The following is a 15063-nucleotide window of genomic DNA, read 5'->3' on the forward strand; positions in this document are numbered from 1 at the left end:
GCACAGCGCACCACGCACAGCACCACACCGCTGTCGCCCGCGCCCAACAGACACCGGCGCCTCCGCCCCCGCCTCCGCCCCCGCCCGACAAGAAGCGAACCGTTTCACCGCGTTCGCCGCCGTTCGCCGCCATTCGACGACGTTTCACCGCGCGACGCGCATAAAGTGCGCCGCATGACCCAGCGACCCACCCAAGCCGTGGTCCTGGCCGGAGGCCAGGGCTCGCGACTGCGGCCGTACACGGACGACCGCCCGAAGCCGATGGTCGAGATCCCCGGCACCGGCATGCCGATCATCGGCCATCAGCTCTCCTGGCTGGCCGCCGAGGGCGTCACCGACGCCGTCGTCTCCTGCGGTCACCTCGCCGAGGTCCTCCAGGAGTGGCTGGACGGCGCCGAACTCCCCCTGCGCGTCACCACCGTGGTCGAGCGCGAGCCCCTGGGGCGCGGCGGCGGGCTGAAGTACGCTGCGGGCTCACTGCCACGCCCCGAGCAGCCCTGGTACGCCACCAACGGCGACATCTGGACGCGCTTCTCGCTGCGCGCGATGGCCGACTTCCACGACGAGCGCGACGCGACGGCCACCCTCGCGCTGGCCCGCCCGCGCATCCCCTGGGGCGCCGTCGAGACCGACCGCTTCGGGCACGTCCTCGACTTCATCGAGGCGCCGCCCTCCCCGTATCTGATCAACGCGGGCGTCTACGTCTTCTCCCCCGCCTTCTCCGGGCTGCTGCCCGACCGGGGCGACCACGAGCGCACCACCTTCCCCCGGCTCGCCCGTGAGCGGCGCCTGGCGGGCTTCCCGCTGCCCCAGGGCGCGTACTGGCGGGCCATCGACACCGCCAAGGACCTCACGGAGGCCGCCAAGGAGCTGGAGGGCCACCCCTCGTAGCCACCCCGTGGTCGCGCACGCGCACACTCGCACGCGCACACTCGCGCACGCGCGCACACGTGTAAGGGGCCCGCTCCATGGAGCGGGCCCCTTACCGGGCCGGGAGCCGGAGGGCCGGGGGTCCGAGGGGCCGGGAGGGCGGCCTAGCCCCCGCCGCCCAGCAGGCCGCCCAGCGCGCCGCCGCCACCGCTGTCCCCGCCCCCGGAGGACGACGTGGAGCTGCGTCCGCTGCCCGAACCGCCCGTGGTGCCGCCCGCGGCACTGCTGCCGCTCTGCGTCCCCGTCGTGCCGCCCGCCGAGGGCTGCGCGTCGGGCGCCGACTGCTGGGCCGGGGGCGCCGTCTGCTGCTGCGGCGCCTGGACCGTCTCCTGCTGGCCCGGCTGCCGCGGTCCCGCCGTCTCGCCCGGCTGCTGCTGGCCCGTCGAGGCGGACGCCGAGGGGCTGGCCGAGCGCTTGTCCCTGCCCTCGCCCGGAGCGCCGGGCGAGCCCGTCGCGCCCGGGCCCTGTGTGGCCTGGCCGCCCGCCGTGCGCTGCCCTGGGCCCTTCGGCAGCGGGGAGCCGGGGAGCTGGTTCGTCGGCGGGTGGCCCGGCTCGGGGACCGTGGCCGTCTGCGAGGAGCGCACGGCCCCGCCCAGCGTGGAGCCGATCAGCAGCGCAGAGCCGACGACGATGGTGGCGACGACGGCGCCGCGCCGCAGCACCCTGCGGCGCAGGTCCCAGAGGTCGGCGCGGGGGCCGAGCTTCCGCCAGGCGTCCGTCGCCAGCTTGCCGTCGACGGAGTAGACCGGCGCGCCCGCGATGAGGAGCGGGCTCCAGGCGGCGAGGTAGATGATGTCCGGCGCGTCGTACGCGGGAACCGTGCTCCAGCTCACCGTCATCAGCAGCGCCGCCGACAGCAGCGCCCCGATCCCGGCCGCGAGCCGCTGCCACAGCCCGCACATCGTCAGTACGCCGACGATGACCTGGAGGAAGGCGACGGTCAGCCCCGAGCCGACGGGGTGCTCCAGCGCGAAGTCCCGCAGGGGCGAGGCGATGGTCCACGGCTCCAGCCTGCGCAGCCAGGTGACCATCGAGCCGCGTTCGCCGCCGTCGAAGTACACGGGGTCGCAGAGCTTACCCATGCCCGCGTAGATGGAGATGAAGCCGAGGAAGATCCGCAGGGGGAGCAGGACGACACCGAGGTTCATCCGGCGGCCTGGGTAGTACGCCTGGCGGCGCGCGACGTCGGCCGCCGCGCCCCCGCCGATCCGGTACTCCTGGTCTCTCAGCTCGTACGCGCCCTCGTCCCCACCGGGCCCTGTGCCGGAGCCGGAGCCGTCCGCGAGGAGGGCTCCCGGCTCATCGTCGTCGAACGCGCCGCGCGCGGGCCGCACCCCCCGCAGCAGCGGCTCGGGGGCCGTCTCGGGGGGCCGGGGGCCGCGCGGGGGGCCGACGACGGTCGCGGGGCCGGCCGCTCGCGCGTCGCCCTCCTCGATCCGGGGCAGCGTCTGCGTGGTGGCGCCGGGCGTCTCCGGGACCTCCTGGGTTCCCGCGCGCACCGCCTGGAGCAGCTTCGTCGCGCCGGACTCGCCGGGCTCGGTGTGCCCGCTCCAGACGACGGGCGCGCGCCGCCTGGCGTGCGCGCCGCGTTCGCTCCCCGCCGCCGGGCCCTGGCCCGGGGCCGCGCCCGCGGTGACCGCGGGAAGCTGCTCCGTGTCCTCGAACGCACCGCCCCTGGCGGCGCCTCGGGATGCGGTACGGGAAGCGCTCGCGGAAGTGGCCCTGGCCGTCGACGCGGCGAGCTGCACACGGAAGCTCGCGTGGTTGACGATGACCTGCGCGGGATCGGAGGGGACCTTGACCGTGCTCAGCACCGGCTCGTCGTCGAAGAATCCGCGCGGGCTTCCCCCTGGGTCCTCCCCAGGGCGCCTGCCCGAGGGGCCGGGTGTGCGGGGTGTTCTCGTGTCCACGCTCATCTAACCGAGTGATGGACGTTTAAGACACTGCCTTGACCTGACTGATCTGTCCGAGGCCCGTCAAGCCCGGCGGGCCGGCCCCGCGCGTACGCCCGCGAGCCCCGTCGTGCGCCCCCGGGCCCGCACCGCTTGGGCGGGCGCCCTGACTGCCGTCAGGCGCGCCTGCGCGCCGCCTCGTAGAGGACCACGCCCGCGGCCACGCCCGCGTTCAGCGACTCGGCGCCGCCCGGCATCGGGATGCGGACGCGCACGTCGCAGGTCTCGCCGACGAGCCGGGACAGGCCCTTGCCCTCGCTGCCGACCACGATGACCACGGGGCCGTCCAGCGCCGCCAGGTCCTGGAGCTCGACCTCGCCGTCGGCGGCGAGGCCGACGACCGTGGCGCCCGCCTTCTGGTAGCCCTCCAGCGCGCGGGTCAGATTGGTGGCGCGCGCGACCGGCGTACGTGCGGCCGTGCCCGCCGAGGTCTTCCAGGCGCCCGCCGTCATCCCGGCCGCCCTGCGCTCGGGCACCACGACGCCGTGCCCGCCGAAGGCGGAGACGGAGCGGACGACCGCGCCGAGGTTGCGCGGGTCGGTGACGCCGTCGAGGGCGACGATCAGCGGGTCCTCACCGTCGTCGTAGGCGGCGGCGGTGAGGTCCTCGGGGTGCGCGTACTCGTAGGGCGGGACCTGGAGGACGAGGCCCTGGTGGTTGAGCCCGTTCGTCATGCGGTCCAGCTCGGGCTTGGGGGCCTCCATCAGGTGGATGCCGCCGCGCTCGCCCGCCACGCGCACGGCCTCGCGCACGCGCTCGTCGTTCTCGATGAACTGCTGCACGTAGAGCGTGTTCGCGGGCACGCCCTCGCGCAGCGCCTCGACCACGGAGTTACGGCCGACGACCAGTTCCGACGTGCCCTTGCCGCTGCCCTTGCGCTGCGGGCGGCCCTGGGCGCGACGGGTCCTGGCCTGCGCCGCGCGCTGCTTGGCGTGGCCCTTGCGCATCTCGGCGGGCGGGGTCGGGCCCTTGCCCTCCAGGCCGCGGCGGCGCTGCCCGCCGCTGCCGACCTGCATGCCCTTCTTGTTCGACGTGCGCTTGTTACGGCGCTGGCTGTTTCCCGCCATGTCAGTGCACCTGTTTCTCTTCCTGCGCCGCACTGCGTCCGGCGGTCACGGCTTGCTGCTTACGTTTGTTCACCGGGCCGCGCGCGTACGGACGGCGCTACGGCATCCGTACGGCACACACGTACGACCGTACGCGAAACCAGGCACCCGGGCGGCCCGTAGGCCGGGACCCGGCCTACGGATCAGTGGGAGCCGTCCAGCTCCCAGCGCGGGCCCGAGGGGGTGTCCTCGATGACGAGTCCGGCCCCCTTCAGTTCGTCGCGGATGGCGTCCGCCGTCGCGTAGTCCTTGCGTGCGCGCGCCGCCTGGCGCTGGTCCAGCACGAGCCGGACCAGCGAGTCGACGACGGCGTGCAGGTCCTCGCCGCGCGCCGTGTCGCCCCCGGAGGTCCACTGCGGCTCCAGCGGGTCGAGGCCGAGGACGCCGAGCATGGCCCGTACGTCGGCGAGGGCCGTGGCCGCCGTCTCCTTGTCGTTCGCGCTCAGGGCCGCGTTGCCCTGGCGGACCGTGGTGTGGAGCACGGCGAGCGCCTGGGGGACGGCGAAGTCGTCGTCCATGGCCTCGGCGAAGGACGCCGGGACCTCGGCGGCTGGCCCCGTGGCGCCCACCGTCTCGGCCGCACGCTGGAGGAAGCCCTCGATGCGGCCGAAGGCGGCCTCGGCCTCGCGCAGCGACTCCTCGCTGTACTCGACGGTGGAGCGGTAGTGCGGGGTGCCCAGGTAGTAGCGCAGGACGACGGGGCGCCAGTGCTTGACCATCTCGGAGACGAGCACCGAGTTGCCGAGCGACTTGCTCATCTTCTCGCCGCTCATGGTGACCCAGGCGTTGTGCGCCCAGTAGGTGGCGAAGTCGTCGCCGAACGCCTTGGACTGGGCGATCTCGTTCTCGTGGTGCGGAAAGACGAGATCGACGCCGCCGCCGTGGATGTCGAAGGCCGGGCCGAGGTACTTGTGCGCCATCGCCGAGCACTCCAGGTGCCAGCCGGGGCGGCCACGGCCCCAGGGCGTCTCCCAGCTCGGCTCGCCCGGCTTGGCGGCCTTCCACATGGCGAAGTCGCGCGGATCCCGCTTGCCGGTCTCGCCCTCCCCCTCGGGCTGGAGGAGGTTGTCCAGCTCCTGGTTGGAGAGCTGGAGATAGCCCTCGTAGGAGCGGACGTCGAAGTAGACGTTGCCGTCCGAGGCGTAGGCGTGGCCGCTGTCGATGAGGGCGCGCATCATCTCGACCATCTCGGGGACGTGGCCCGTGGCGCGCGGCTCGTAGGTGGGCGGCAGGCAGCCGAGCGCGTCGTAGGCGGCGTTGAAGGCGCGCTCGTTCTCGTAGCCGATCGACCACCAGGGGCGGCCCTGGTCCGCGGCCTTGGCGATGATCTTGTCGTCGATGTCCGTGACGTTCCGGACGAAGGTGACGTCATAGCCGCGGTACGTGAACCAGCGGCGCATGATGTCGAAGTTGAGCCCCGAGCGGATGTGCCCGATGTGCGGGGCCGCCTGCACCGTCGCGCCGCACAGGTAGATCGAGACACAGCCCGGCACGAGGGGGCTGAAATCGCGAATCTGCCGGGCGCTGGTGTCGTACAGGCGAATAGTCACGCGTCAAGGGTAGTAGGCGCGCGGGGGTGCCGGTGCCGCACCTGGGGACGTAGGCGGAGGGGGTACGCCGGAAGGGACGCGGACGAGTGGTTTACGGGGCCGTCGTCGGCAGAGCGGAGCGGTGGCGCGGGCGCCTGGGGGCGACGGGCCCGTCAGGCCGCCGCGCGGGGTCCCACCGCGCGGGCCGCGACCGCGCCCAGCAGCGGCACGGCGGCCAGCGCCGCCCACGCCGTCGCGGGCCCGAGGCCGCTGCCCAGCAGCGCGCCCGTCGCCGCGCTCCCGCCCAGCACGACGAGCCCCGAGAACGACGAGAGCGCGCCCATCGCGAAGCCCAGGTGCCGGCCGGGGACGTACTCCGTGACCAGCGCACGCGCGGAGGGCACCGCCAGCATCTGGCCGAGGGTCAGCAGCAGCACGTATCCGGCGGCGGGCAGCAGCCCGTAGGGCCCGGTGAGCCCGAACGGCGCGGCCACCGCGACGACGGCGAACCCGGCCGCGACGACGAGCAGCCCGAGGCAGAGCGTGGCGCGCTGGCCCAGCCGCTCCCCCGCGCGGGCCGTGACGGGCAACTGCGCGCAGACGACGAGGAGGGAGGAGAGCGCGAAGAGCCAGCCCAGCGCGGCCTGCGAACCTGTCGCGCGCACGACCTCCTCGGGGAGGGCCAGATAGAGCTGGTTGTAGGCGAGGAGGTAGGTGCTGTAGGCGAGGCAGAGGAGGAGGAAGGGGCGGTTGCGCAGCGCGGCGCGGGCCGCCGCGCGGGCCCCGTCGCGGGAGCCGTCCTCTTGCCGGTCGTGGTCGTGGTCGCGGCGGGGCATCAGGCGCCACTGCGCGGCCAGTACGGCGACGAAGACGAGCGCTCCCGCCCAGCAGGCCGTACGGAAGTCGGCCAGCAGGAGCAGCGAGCCGAGCAGCGGGCCCAGGAACGAACCGGCCTGCCCGGCGGCCGAGAAGACCGCGAGCGTACGGGCGCGGGGGTGCCCCGTCGCCGCCTCGAACCTGACCGCCTGACGCGCGGTCTCCGACTCGACGGCGGGCGAGAAGAGCGCGGCCGCGAAGCCGACGCAGACGACGGCGGCGACCACGGAGACGGTGCCGTCCGCCCGCGCGAGCCACAGGAACCCGGCGATCCGCAGCACGCACCCGGCGAGCACGACCGGGCGCGGCCCGTACCGGTCGGTGAGCACCCCGCCGACCACGAAGAGGCCCTGCTGGCTGAACGTCCGCAGCCCCAGCACGAGGCCGACGAGCCAGCCGCCCATGCCAAGGCCGTCGCCCAGGTGCGCCGCGAGATAGGGGAGGACGGCGAAGAAGCCGACGTTGAAGGCGAGCTGGGTGAGGGCGAGCAGGCGCAAGAGCGGTGGCAGCACGCGCAGATCCCGCAACGCCCCGCCCTTCTCACGCAGCCCTCCGCGCCACCGCCCGCTGGACCCGCTGGACCCGCTGCGTGCGCCGGGCACGCCCGGAGCGGTGCCGCCCTGGCGCTCCGAGTGCTCCCGGCGGCTCACCGGACAGCCCCCTCCGCCAGCGGACGGCCATCAGCAGACGCGACGGCACCCTCGGCCCCGCGCCACCGCCCGCCAGAAGCGGTGCCGCCCTGGCGCTCCGAGTGCTCCCGGCGGCTCACCGGACAGCCCCCTCCGCCAGCGGACGGCCATCAGCAGACGCGACGGCGCCGTCAGCCCGTACCGCGCCCCCTCCCCCGCGGCGGCGCGGGAGCCGGAGGGAGCCGGCGAGGACGGAGAGTGCGCCCAGCGCTGCCAGTGCGGCGGCGGGGGCGAGGACGGCCCAGGGGGCGCGTTCCACGTACGGCATGTTCTCCGAGAGCATCCGCCCCCACTCCGGAGCCGGAGGTTCCGCGCCCAGGCCGAGGAACCCCAGGGAGGCGAGCGCCAGAGCCAGCGCCGGAACGCGCAGCAGCGCGTGCCGGAGTACGGGCGGGAGGACGCCGGGCAGGACGTGCCGCGTCAGCAGATGCGCGCGCCCGGCGCCGAGCGCGACGGCGGACTCCAGATGCGCGGCGGCCCGTTCCTCCTCGTACAGCCCCGCCGTGTGCGCGGCCAGCGGCGCCCAGGCCACCACGGCGACGGCGACGGCCGCGCCCCACGCGCCGGGCCCCAGCAGCCCCGCGACGATCAGCCCGGACACCACGGGCGGCAGCGCGTTGGCGACCTCGCGCAGGCCCTCCGTCCAGCGGGCCAGCAGCCCTGCCGCCAGCCCGGCGAGCAGTGTGACGGCGCCGACGGCGACGGCGGTGAGCGCCGTACGGGCCGCGCCGTGCCCCAGCCTGGCCAGCACGTCGCGGCCCAGCGAGTCGGTGCCCAGCGGATGCGCGGCGCTCGGCGACGCCAGCCGCGCCGCCGCGTCGACGGCGAGCGGGTCGCGCAGCAGCCCCACGACGACGGTGACCGCGAGCAGCGCGCCCAGCACGCCCGTCGCGCCCCAGAGCAGCGGCCCTGCGGGCAGCCGGGGGCGGCGCAGCGCGGGGATGGCGGCGGCGTGCAGCGCGGGGCCGATCAGCGTGCGCCTGGCCACGCCCACGAGCGCTCCCACCGCGACTCCGAGCGCGAGCAGCACGAGCACGCTCGCCTGGAGTACGGGCAGGTCCTGCGCGAGCGCCGCGTCGAGCGCCGTCCTGCCAAGACCCGGCACGGCGAACAGGGACTCCACGGCGACGGCGCCGCCCGTCAGGCCGACGACGACGAAGCCGAACTGCGGCAGCAGCGGCGGCAGCACCCGGCGCAGCGCGTGCCGTGCGATGCGCGCGGGCGGCACGCCGAAGGCCACGTTCGTGCGGACCCACGGTTCGGCGAAGGCGGCGGGCAGCGCGTCGTCCAGCAGCCGTCCCAGCAGCGCCCCCGCGGGCACGCCCATGGCCAGCGCGGGCAGCACCGCCGTCTGCGGCCCGTCCCAGCCCAGCGGCGGGAACCAGCCGAGGCGTACGGCGAACACGGCCGCGAACACGGCGGCCAGCAGGAACTCGGGCAGCGCCGCCAGCACGGCGGCCAGCGTCCCGGCCCGCGCCCGCACCGCGCCGGTGCCGCGCGCGCCCGCGAGCAGCGTGCGGAGGCTGAGCGCGGCGGCCAGCAGGACGGCGACGGCGAGGGAGACGCCCATGAGTGTCAGCGAGACGCCGAGCCCGGAGAGGACGTCGGGGCGCACGGGGAGGCCCGAGACCCAGGAGGTGCCGAAGTCGCCGCGTACGAGGCCGCCGAGCCAGCGGCCGAGGACGCGCGCCGGTCCTTCGTCGAGACCGGTCTGCGCGCGAATGGCGGCGAGGGCCGAGGGGGTCGGCTCACGGTCGGCGTAGCGGGCGTGCAGGATCGCGCGGGCCGGGTCGGTACGGGTCAGCCACGGCAGCAGCCCGACGGCGAGCAGCACGAGGACCGCGGCGGCGAGCCGTCCTGCGGCCACCCACAGCCCGGCGGCGAGCGCCTTGCCGGGAAGCCGCCCCGTGTCCGACGGCCCCGTCGCACCGGTCCCGTCCGTCGCACCCGCGCGGGATATGCCTCCCGCCCGCACCGCTCAGCCGCGCCGTGTGTCGGCGGTGACCAGGGTGCGCTCCATCGGGTCGAAGGAGACCCCCTCGACGCCGTCGGCCACGCCCTGGACGAAGCGCTCGTGGAGGAGCGGTACGACGGCGTCGGTGCCCAGCACCCGCGCCTCCGCGCGCATCTCGGCGTGCTGCCGCTTCTCCGTGTCGGCGGTGCCCGCCGCCTTGCGCACGGCGGAGTCGACGGAGCCGTCGCAGAGCTGGGAGATGTTGAAGGAGCCGTCGCACGTGAAGTCGGACTGGAGGTAGGAGACCGGGTCGCCGGTGTCCAGGAGGGTGTTGCGGGCCTGGAGGAACGCGTCGTACTTGCCGGAGAGCGCGTCCGCCTCCATCTGCGCGTAGTCGCGGACGTCCTGCTTGACCTTGAACCCGGCCTTGCGCAACTGCTGCTGGAGGACGGTGGCGACCTCGGGCAGTTCGGGCCGGTTGGTGTACGTGGCCAGCGTGATGGTCTTCGTCGCCTTCACGTCCTTCTCCGGCGCGGCGTCGGCGCGCCCGGAGACCTTGACCCGCTTGTCCTGCGCCCAGCTCACGCCGGGTCCGAACAGCCCGCGCGGGGTGTCGGCGCGGCCCTCGTAGACGCCCTTGATCAGCGCCTTGCTGTCGACGGCCTCGCGCACGGTGGCGCGCATGCCCGCGTCCTTGAAGACGCCGCGTTCGGTGTTGAGGTAGAGGCTGTTGGTGCGCGCCGTCGGCACCTCGTGGACCTGCTTCTCGTCGAGCACGGACGCCTGCGAGACGGGGACGTACTCGGCGATGTCCGTCTGGCCGCCGCGCAGCGCGTTGGCGCGGGCCGTGCCGTCGGACACGAACTTCACGTCCACGCCGGGGGCCTCGGCCTTGTCGCCCCAGTAGGTCCCGTTGCGCTCCAGGGTCGCGCTCGCGGTGCCGTTGAGGCGGGTGAGGGTGAAGGGGCCCGTCGCGTGCCCGGCCGGGTCCACCCTGCCACCCTTCTCCGACGAGCCGGAGCCCTTCGCACCCTTGCCGCCCTCTGACGTGTCGGCCGCCCCGTAGGCGCCCGCCGAGAGCACGGCCAGCGAGGGGTTGGCCAGGCGCTGGGGCAGCAGCGCGTCGGGCTCGCTGCTGGTGACCCGTACCTTGCGGGCGCCCTCCGCCTCGGCCTTCAGGTCGCCCGCGTCGCTGAGGACGCGCGGCTTCGGCGACGCTTTCTCGGCCTCCTCCAGGGAGCGCACGACGGCGTCCGCGTTCACCGGGTCGCCGTCCTGGAAGCGCGCCTCGCGCAGCGTGAACGTCCACTCCTTGCCGCCGTCCGACGGCTTCCAGGACGTGGCGAGCGCGGGCTTGACCTCGCCCTTGGAGTCGAGCCTGGTGAGGCCCTCGATCACGGAGAGCCTGCTGAGGGTGACGGCGTCGTCCCCGTAGGGGCTCATGCCCTGCGCGGGCGGGAAGGCCATCGCCACCCGGAGCCGTTCGCCGCCGCTGCCGGAGTCCTGGCCGCCGCACGCGGTGAGGGCGCCGGTGGCGAGCAGGGAGACCGCGGCGAGCGGGAGGAGGCGGGAACGGCGTATTCGGGACATGCTCAGCACTCTATCTGAAAACGATTCTCACTCAGCGGCCACGGCGACGGCCCCCGAGGCCGACGCGGACAGCGAGGCGGGCACGGGCAGCGGCAGCTCGAAGTGGACGATGCCCTGTCCGCCGCCGGGCAGCGCGCGCTCGTCGCACACCTCCCGCGCGATCGACCGCCAGAAGGGCTCGGCGCCGGGCACGGAGGGGTCGGTGTGGAGGTAGAGCGCCGTGTAGCCGCCCGCCTGCGCGACGAAGGCGCTCAGCTCGCGCACCATGGCGCGGGCGATGCCGAGGCGGCGGTACTCCGGGCGTACGTAGATCCGGCAGAGCTGCGCCGTGCTGCCGGAGGGGAAGCGCCGGGCGATCCACTCGGGGTTCGGCGGCGACTGCGGCCCCTCGTCGCGCACGGCGCCCGTGGCCACGATCCGGCCGTCGCCGGCCTCGGCGACGAGCAGCGTGCGGCGCTCGGGGCGCAGATACGTGCCCTCGACGTCGATGATGTCGCGGTGCCAGCGCGGCACGTACCCGGACCGCAGATCGCCGTAGACGGTGTCGAGCATGACGCTGCGGGCGGCGTCGGCGTCGGCGGGGGTCGCGGTGCGCAGTACGTAGGACATCGCCCACAAGACTAACTGCGAACCATGCGCAACAGCAGGTGACCCGTATCTCAGCTCTCGCCGCAGCCACCCGGCTCCCCTGCCGGGGCGCCCCGGACCCGCTCAGCCCCCGGCCCGCACCACCAGCGCCGTGGCCATCGCCGCCAGTCCCTCGCCCCGCCCCGTCAGGCCGAGCCCGTCCGTGGTCGTACCCGAGACGGAGACCGGCGCGCCGACCGCGTCGGACAGCGCGCGCTGCGCCTCGTCGCGCCGCTTGCCGACCTTGGGACGGACGCCGATCACCTGGATGGCGACATTGCCGATCTCGTACCCCGCAGCGCGCACGATCCGCGCCGCCTCCGTCAGCAGCGTGACCCCGGAGGCGCCGGACCACTCGGGGCGCGAGGTGCCGAAGTGGGCGCCGAGGTCGCCGAGCCCGGCGGCGGAGAAGAGGGCGTCGCAGGCGGCGTGCGCGGCGACGTCGCCGTCGGAGTGCCCGGCGAGGCCGTGGCTCTCGCCCTCCCACAGCAGCCCGGCGCACCACAGCTCGCGCCCCTCCTCGAAGGCGTGCACATCCGTCCCGGTGCCCACCCTGGGCAGCCCGGCCCGGGACGTGGTGGCCGCGACGACCCCTCCGGACGGCTCAGAAGGCATCGGTCGCCCTCCTTCGCGCCAGGACGGCCTCGGCCAGCACCAGGTCGAGCGGACGCGTCACCTTGAACGCCTCCTCGTGCCCCGGCACGACCACGACCTGTACGCCCGTGCGCTCGACCATGCCCGCGTCGTCCGTCGCGCCCTCGCCCTCCCGGGCGACGCGCTCGTGGGCTTCGGCCAGCACCTCCCGGGCGAAGCCCTGGGGCGTCTGCACGGCGCGCAGCCGCGACCTGTCCGGGGTGCCGGTGACGGGCTCGGGCGCGCCGTTCCCGCGCGGCTCGACCTCCTTGACCGTGTCGGAGACCGGCAGCGCGGGCACGACGGCCGGGGCCCCGTCCCGTACGGCGGCGGCCACCGCGTCCACGGTGTCCACCGGCACCAGCGGGCGGGCCGCGTCGTGCACGAGGACGGTGCCGATGTCGTCGGGGAGGACGGCCAGGCCCAGCCGCACGGAGTCCTGCCGGGTCTCGCCGCCGGGGACGACGACCACGTCGGAGAGCGAGTGCTCGTCGAGGAGGTTGCGGACCTCCTTGGCGCCGTCGGACGGGGCGACCACGACGACGAGCGACACCGCGCGGGCCCGCTCCATGGCGCGCACGGCGTGCACGAGCATCGGGGTGCCGCTCAGCGTGCGCAACGCCTTGGGCGCGCCGGGCCCCAGGCGCACCCCGCGGCCTGCCGCGGGGATGACGACGGCGGTCCGGGATTCGGGGTCACGGGCCTGGCCCGTGGATTCACGTGACATCGGTTGCGCGTTCAGGTTTGTGTCCTCAGCCGGTATGGGTATGGCCACAGCGTGCCGGGCGCGACGCCCCCGACCGGACCCTTCCGTGACGACGGTCGAGGCATCTGCCCGGGCCCGGCACACTTCCCGCTCTCGCGGGCCGAAGTGCATGAAGTGCAGAAGTTGAGATTACTGAACGTCGTGGGCTGGTCGCAGACATGCCGCAGCGCCCGGCGACAGAACTGCATCACACGGGCACTGCGGCACATCGCTGCTGCTACTGCACTACAACTCGCTCTTCTCGCTCTTCCTCCGCGCTTCTCGCGTTTGCGGGGAACCTCGCGCAGGACGCGTGAGGAGAAGAGGAGAGCGGAAGGTGAAGATCAAGAACGCGTACGCATAGCGCGCGTCAGGACGCGAGGACCTCGTCGAGCAGGGCCTCGGCCTTGTCTTCGTTGGTGTTCTCCGCGAGGGCCAGCTCGCTCACCAGGATCTGGCGCGCCTTGGCCAGCATCCGCTTCTCTCCGGCCGAGAGACCGCGCTCGCGCTCACGGCGCCAGAGGTCACGCACGACCTCCGCCACCTTGATCACGTCGCCGGAAGCGAGCTTCTCAAGATTCGCCTTGTAGCGCCGGGACCAGTTGGTGGGCTCTTCCGCATACGGTGCGCGGAGCACCTCGAAGACCCTGTCCAGCCCGTCCGAACCGACTACATCACGCACGCCCACGAACTCCGCATTGTCCGCTGGCACACGAACCGTCAAGTCGCCTTGCGCGACCTTCAGAACCAAGTAGGTCTTGTCCACGCCTTTGATCTGGCGAGTTTCGATGGCCTCGATCAGCGCGGCCCCGTGATGGGGATAGACCACGGTGTCGCCAACCTTGAACGTCATGTGTCAGGTACCCCTTCCGTGGCTATCTAGAGTAACACGGGAACGGCCTCTTCTGAATGGCGTTTTCGCAGGTCAGGGCATATCTCGGGGCTTGACAACCCACCCCGTATCGTGCTTCGGCGGGTCGTTGCAAGCGGGTATTCGCAGGTCGGGGCCCATCTGTGCGCCGAGTGAAACCCGCTCGTCACGGTCCCGGAAGTGCCGCCAGAAGTGAGCGACTGTCCGTTTTGTCCGGCTGTAAGTCGTAGTCCGTTCGGTGTCAGTTCCACTGTCGCGCGGACTTTCCGAAGAATTGATCAACAGCTCACTTTGATCAATTCACGAGGGTCTTCCGGGCCTTCTTCACACGGTCCCCGCTTTCTTTCCCCGGAATCGCCCGTACGGATGTCGTCGGCACTCGGGCGAGTGCGCGGCGCGCTGCCGGACACGCCGCCGGGGGTGACCAGGGGATGCCGCGGGGCGGTTCGCGCGGGTGCTTCGCGCGGCGGTCCGGATGACGTTCCGGATGCGGGCCCGCGCGGCGGTCCGGATGACGTTCCGGATGACGGTCCGTCGTCGGCCGGAGGGTCGGGTGCGGGGCGCGCGAGGCGGCTCGGTAACCTGAGCGCGCCAGATGACGTCACTGGCGACGTGCCCCGCCCCGGCGGGGATGCCCCATCCGACCGCGACCGGCACGTAGTTCGGCCGCAAGAGCTCGCCAAGGAGATGCCGCCGCCGTGAGCAGCAGCCTTCGACGCGGCACCCTCGCCGCCACCGCCCTGACGCTCTCCGTCCTCACGCTCTCCGCCTGTGGTGCGGGGAACGACGCGCAGACCCTTCAGATCAAGCCGGACAACGCCGCGGTCCACGTCGGCGACATCAAGATCCAGAACGCCAATGTGGTGACCGCCCCCGACGGTTCGGGTGCCGCCACCGTGACCGGCCGGATCTTCAACGACGGCACCAAGGACGAGACCCTGGAGTCGGTCACCGTCCGCGGCGCGGGGCAGGCGAAGCTGAGCCCCGCCGAGGGCGAGAAGAAGGTGACCGTCCCCGCGGGCGGCTCCCTGGCGCTCGGCGGCGAGGGCAACGCCTCGGCCCTGCTGGAGAACGCCGGGGGCAAGGTCGGCAACGGCAGCGCGCAGCCCGTCACCTTCAGCCTCAGCAGCACGGGCGCGGTCAAGCTGCGCGCGACGGTGGTCCCCGCGACGCACCAGTACGAGAAGTCCGGGCCGAGCGTCCAGCCGTCCCCGTCCGGTTCGGCGTCCGCTTCCGAGTCGGCCGGTGCTTCGGAGGACCAGGAGGGCCAGGAGAGCGCGCAGGGCGCCGAGGGCGACGCCTCCGGCAAGCCGAGCACCGGCGCGAGCGAGTCAGCGTCGGGCTCGGAGTCGCAGGAATCGCAGGAGTCGGCCGACGGCGGAGCGAACGCGGGCCACTGAGCCGCCGCACGCGCCGGGCCGCGCCTGCGGGCCGCCGTACAGCAGCAGCGCACACGAGGAAGCCCCTCGGCCCGGTTGTCGGCGGATTCCAGGGATCGTCGCAACACGTGGTCGTGTTGATCAGGCCGTGAGCAGTTTATGCAGGCGCTCGGCTGGGGTTT

General features: G+C 73.9%; 12 protein-coding genes. 2 read left to right on the forward strand and 10 right to left on the reverse strand.

Going from position 1 to position 15063, the window contains the following annotated elements; genetic code table 11:
- Nucleotides 1-174: 174 nt before the first annotated feature.
- A complete protein-coding gene (locus tag ACYVOO_RS05955; protein ID WP_461014583.1) occupies nt 175-891 on the forward strand; it encodes a nucleotidyltransferase family protein in 717 nt (238 codons plus the stop codon).
- Nucleotides 892-1034: 143 nt separating this feature from the next.
- Here the strand turns inward: ACYVOO_RS05955 and ACYVOO_RS05960 are convergent, their stop codons facing one another.
- The 10 genes from ACYVOO_RS05960 to ACYVOO_RS06005 all read right to left on the reverse strand — a co-directional run bounded on the left by ACYVOO_RS05960 (nt 1035) and on the right by ACYVOO_RS06005 (nt 13484).
- A complete protein-coding gene (locus ACYVOO_RS05960) occupies nt 1035-2846 on the reverse strand; it encodes a DoxX family protein (protein WP_461014584.1) in 1812 nt (603 codons plus the stop codon).
- Nucleotides 2847-2998: 152 nt separating this feature from the next.
- The gene (rlmB, locus tag ACYVOO_RS05965) at nt 2999-3949 is read right to left on the reverse strand and encodes a 23S rRNA (guanosine(2251)-2'-O)-methyltransferase RlmB (protein ID WP_453344697.1); all 951 of its coding nucleotides are present in this window, start codon (nt 3947-3949) and stop codon (nt 2999-3001) included.
- 182 nt (nt 3950-4131) lie between these two features.
- Nucleotides 4132-5538, reverse strand: coding sequence for a cysteine--tRNA ligase (gene cysS, locus ACYVOO_RS05970; protein ID WP_461014585.1), 1407 nt, complete (start codon nt 5536-5538; stop codon nt 4132-4134).
- Nucleotides 5539-5690: 152 nt separating this feature from the next.
- Nucleotides 5691-6995 carry an MFS transporter gene (locus ACYVOO_RS05975; protein WP_461014590.1) on the reverse strand — a complete coding sequence of 435 codons (1305 nt, stop codon included), beginning with the start codon at nt 6993-6995 and terminating at the stop codon, nt 5691-5693.
- A 163-nt stretch (nt 6996-7158) separates the two neighbouring features.
- Complete coding sequence (locus ACYVOO_RS05980; protein WP_461014591.1) at nt 7159-8955, reverse strand: ABC transporter permease subunit; 1797 nt, start codon at nt 8953-8955, stop codon at nt 7159-7161.
- 105 nt (nt 8956-9060) lie between these two features.
- The gene (locus tag ACYVOO_RS05985; protein ID WP_461014586.1) at nt 9061-10626 is read right to left on the reverse strand and encodes an ABC transporter substrate-binding protein; all 1566 of its coding nucleotides are present in this window, start codon (nt 10624-10626) and stop codon (nt 9061-9063) included.
- Between the two features lie 27 nt (nt 10627-10653).
- Nucleotides 10654-11235, reverse strand: coding sequence for a GNAT family N-acetyltransferase (locus ACYVOO_RS05990; protein WP_461014587.1), 582 nt, complete (start codon nt 11233-11235; stop codon nt 10654-10656).
- Between the two features lie 102 nt (nt 11236-11337).
- Nucleotides 11338-11868: a 2-C-methyl-D-erythritol 2,4-cyclodiphosphate synthase gene (gene ispF, locus ACYVOO_RS05995; protein WP_461014588.1), complete on the reverse strand. Its 531-nt coding sequence runs from the start codon at nt 11866-11868 to the stop codon at nt 11338-11340.
- Nucleotides 11858-12613 carry a 2-C-methyl-D-erythritol 4-phosphate cytidylyltransferase gene (gene ispD / locus ACYVOO_RS06000; RefSeq protein WP_453344692.1) on the reverse strand — a complete coding sequence of 252 codons (756 nt, stop codon included), beginning with the start codon at nt 12611-12613 and terminating at the stop codon, nt 11858-11860. Before ispD ends, ispF begins: the two co-directional genes overlap by 11 nt.
- Before the next feature lie 388 nt (nt 12614-13001).
- A complete protein-coding gene (locus ACYVOO_RS06005; protein ID WP_016472332.1) occupies nt 13002-13484 on the reverse strand; it encodes a CarD family transcriptional regulator in 483 nt (160 codons plus the stop codon).
- 716 nt (nt 13485-14200) lie between these two features.
- On the opposite strand from ACYVOO_RS06005, the gene ACYVOO_RS06010 reads away from it, so the two are divergent.
- Nucleotides 14201-14902, forward strand: coding sequence for a copper chaperone PCu(A)C (locus ACYVOO_RS06010; RefSeq protein WP_461014589.1), 702 nt, complete (start codon nt 14201-14203; stop codon nt 14900-14902).
- Nucleotides 14903-15063 lie beyond the last annotated feature (161 nt).

The sequence above is a fragment of the Streptomyces daliensis genome, from assembly GCF_054782395.1.

Coding starts and splice junctions, on each gene's coding strand:
- ACYVOO_RS05955 (WP_461014583.1), top strand. CDS start 175: ATGACCCAGCGACCCACCCAAGCCGTGGTCCTGGCCGGAGGCCAGGGC.
- ACYVOO_RS05960 (WP_461014584.1), bottom strand. CDS start 2,846: ATGAGCGTGGACACGAGAACACCCCGCACACCCGGCCCCTCGGGCAGG.
- rlmB (WP_453344697.1), bottom strand. CDS start 3,949: ATGGCGGGAAACAGCCAGCGCCGTAACAAGCGCACGTCGAACAAGAAG.
- ACYVOO_RS05985 (WP_461014586.1), bottom strand. CDS start 10,626: ATGTCCCGAATACGCCGTTCCCGCCTCCTCCCGCTCGCCGCGGTCTCC.
- ACYVOO_RS05990 (WP_461014587.1), bottom strand. CDS start 11,235: ATGTCCTACGTACTGCGCACCGCGACCCCCGCCGACGCCGACGCCGCC.
- ispF (WP_461014588.1), bottom strand. CDS start 11,868: ATGCCTTCTGAGCCGTCCGGAGGGGTCGTCGCGGCCACCACGTCCCGG.
- ispD (WP_453344692.1), bottom strand. CDS start 12,613: ATGTCACGTGAATCCACGGGCCAGGCCCGTGACCCCGAATCCCGGACC.
- ACYVOO_RS06005 (WP_016472332.1), bottom strand. CDS start 13,484: ATGACGTTCAAGGTTGGCGACACCGTGGTCTATCCCCATCACGGGGCC.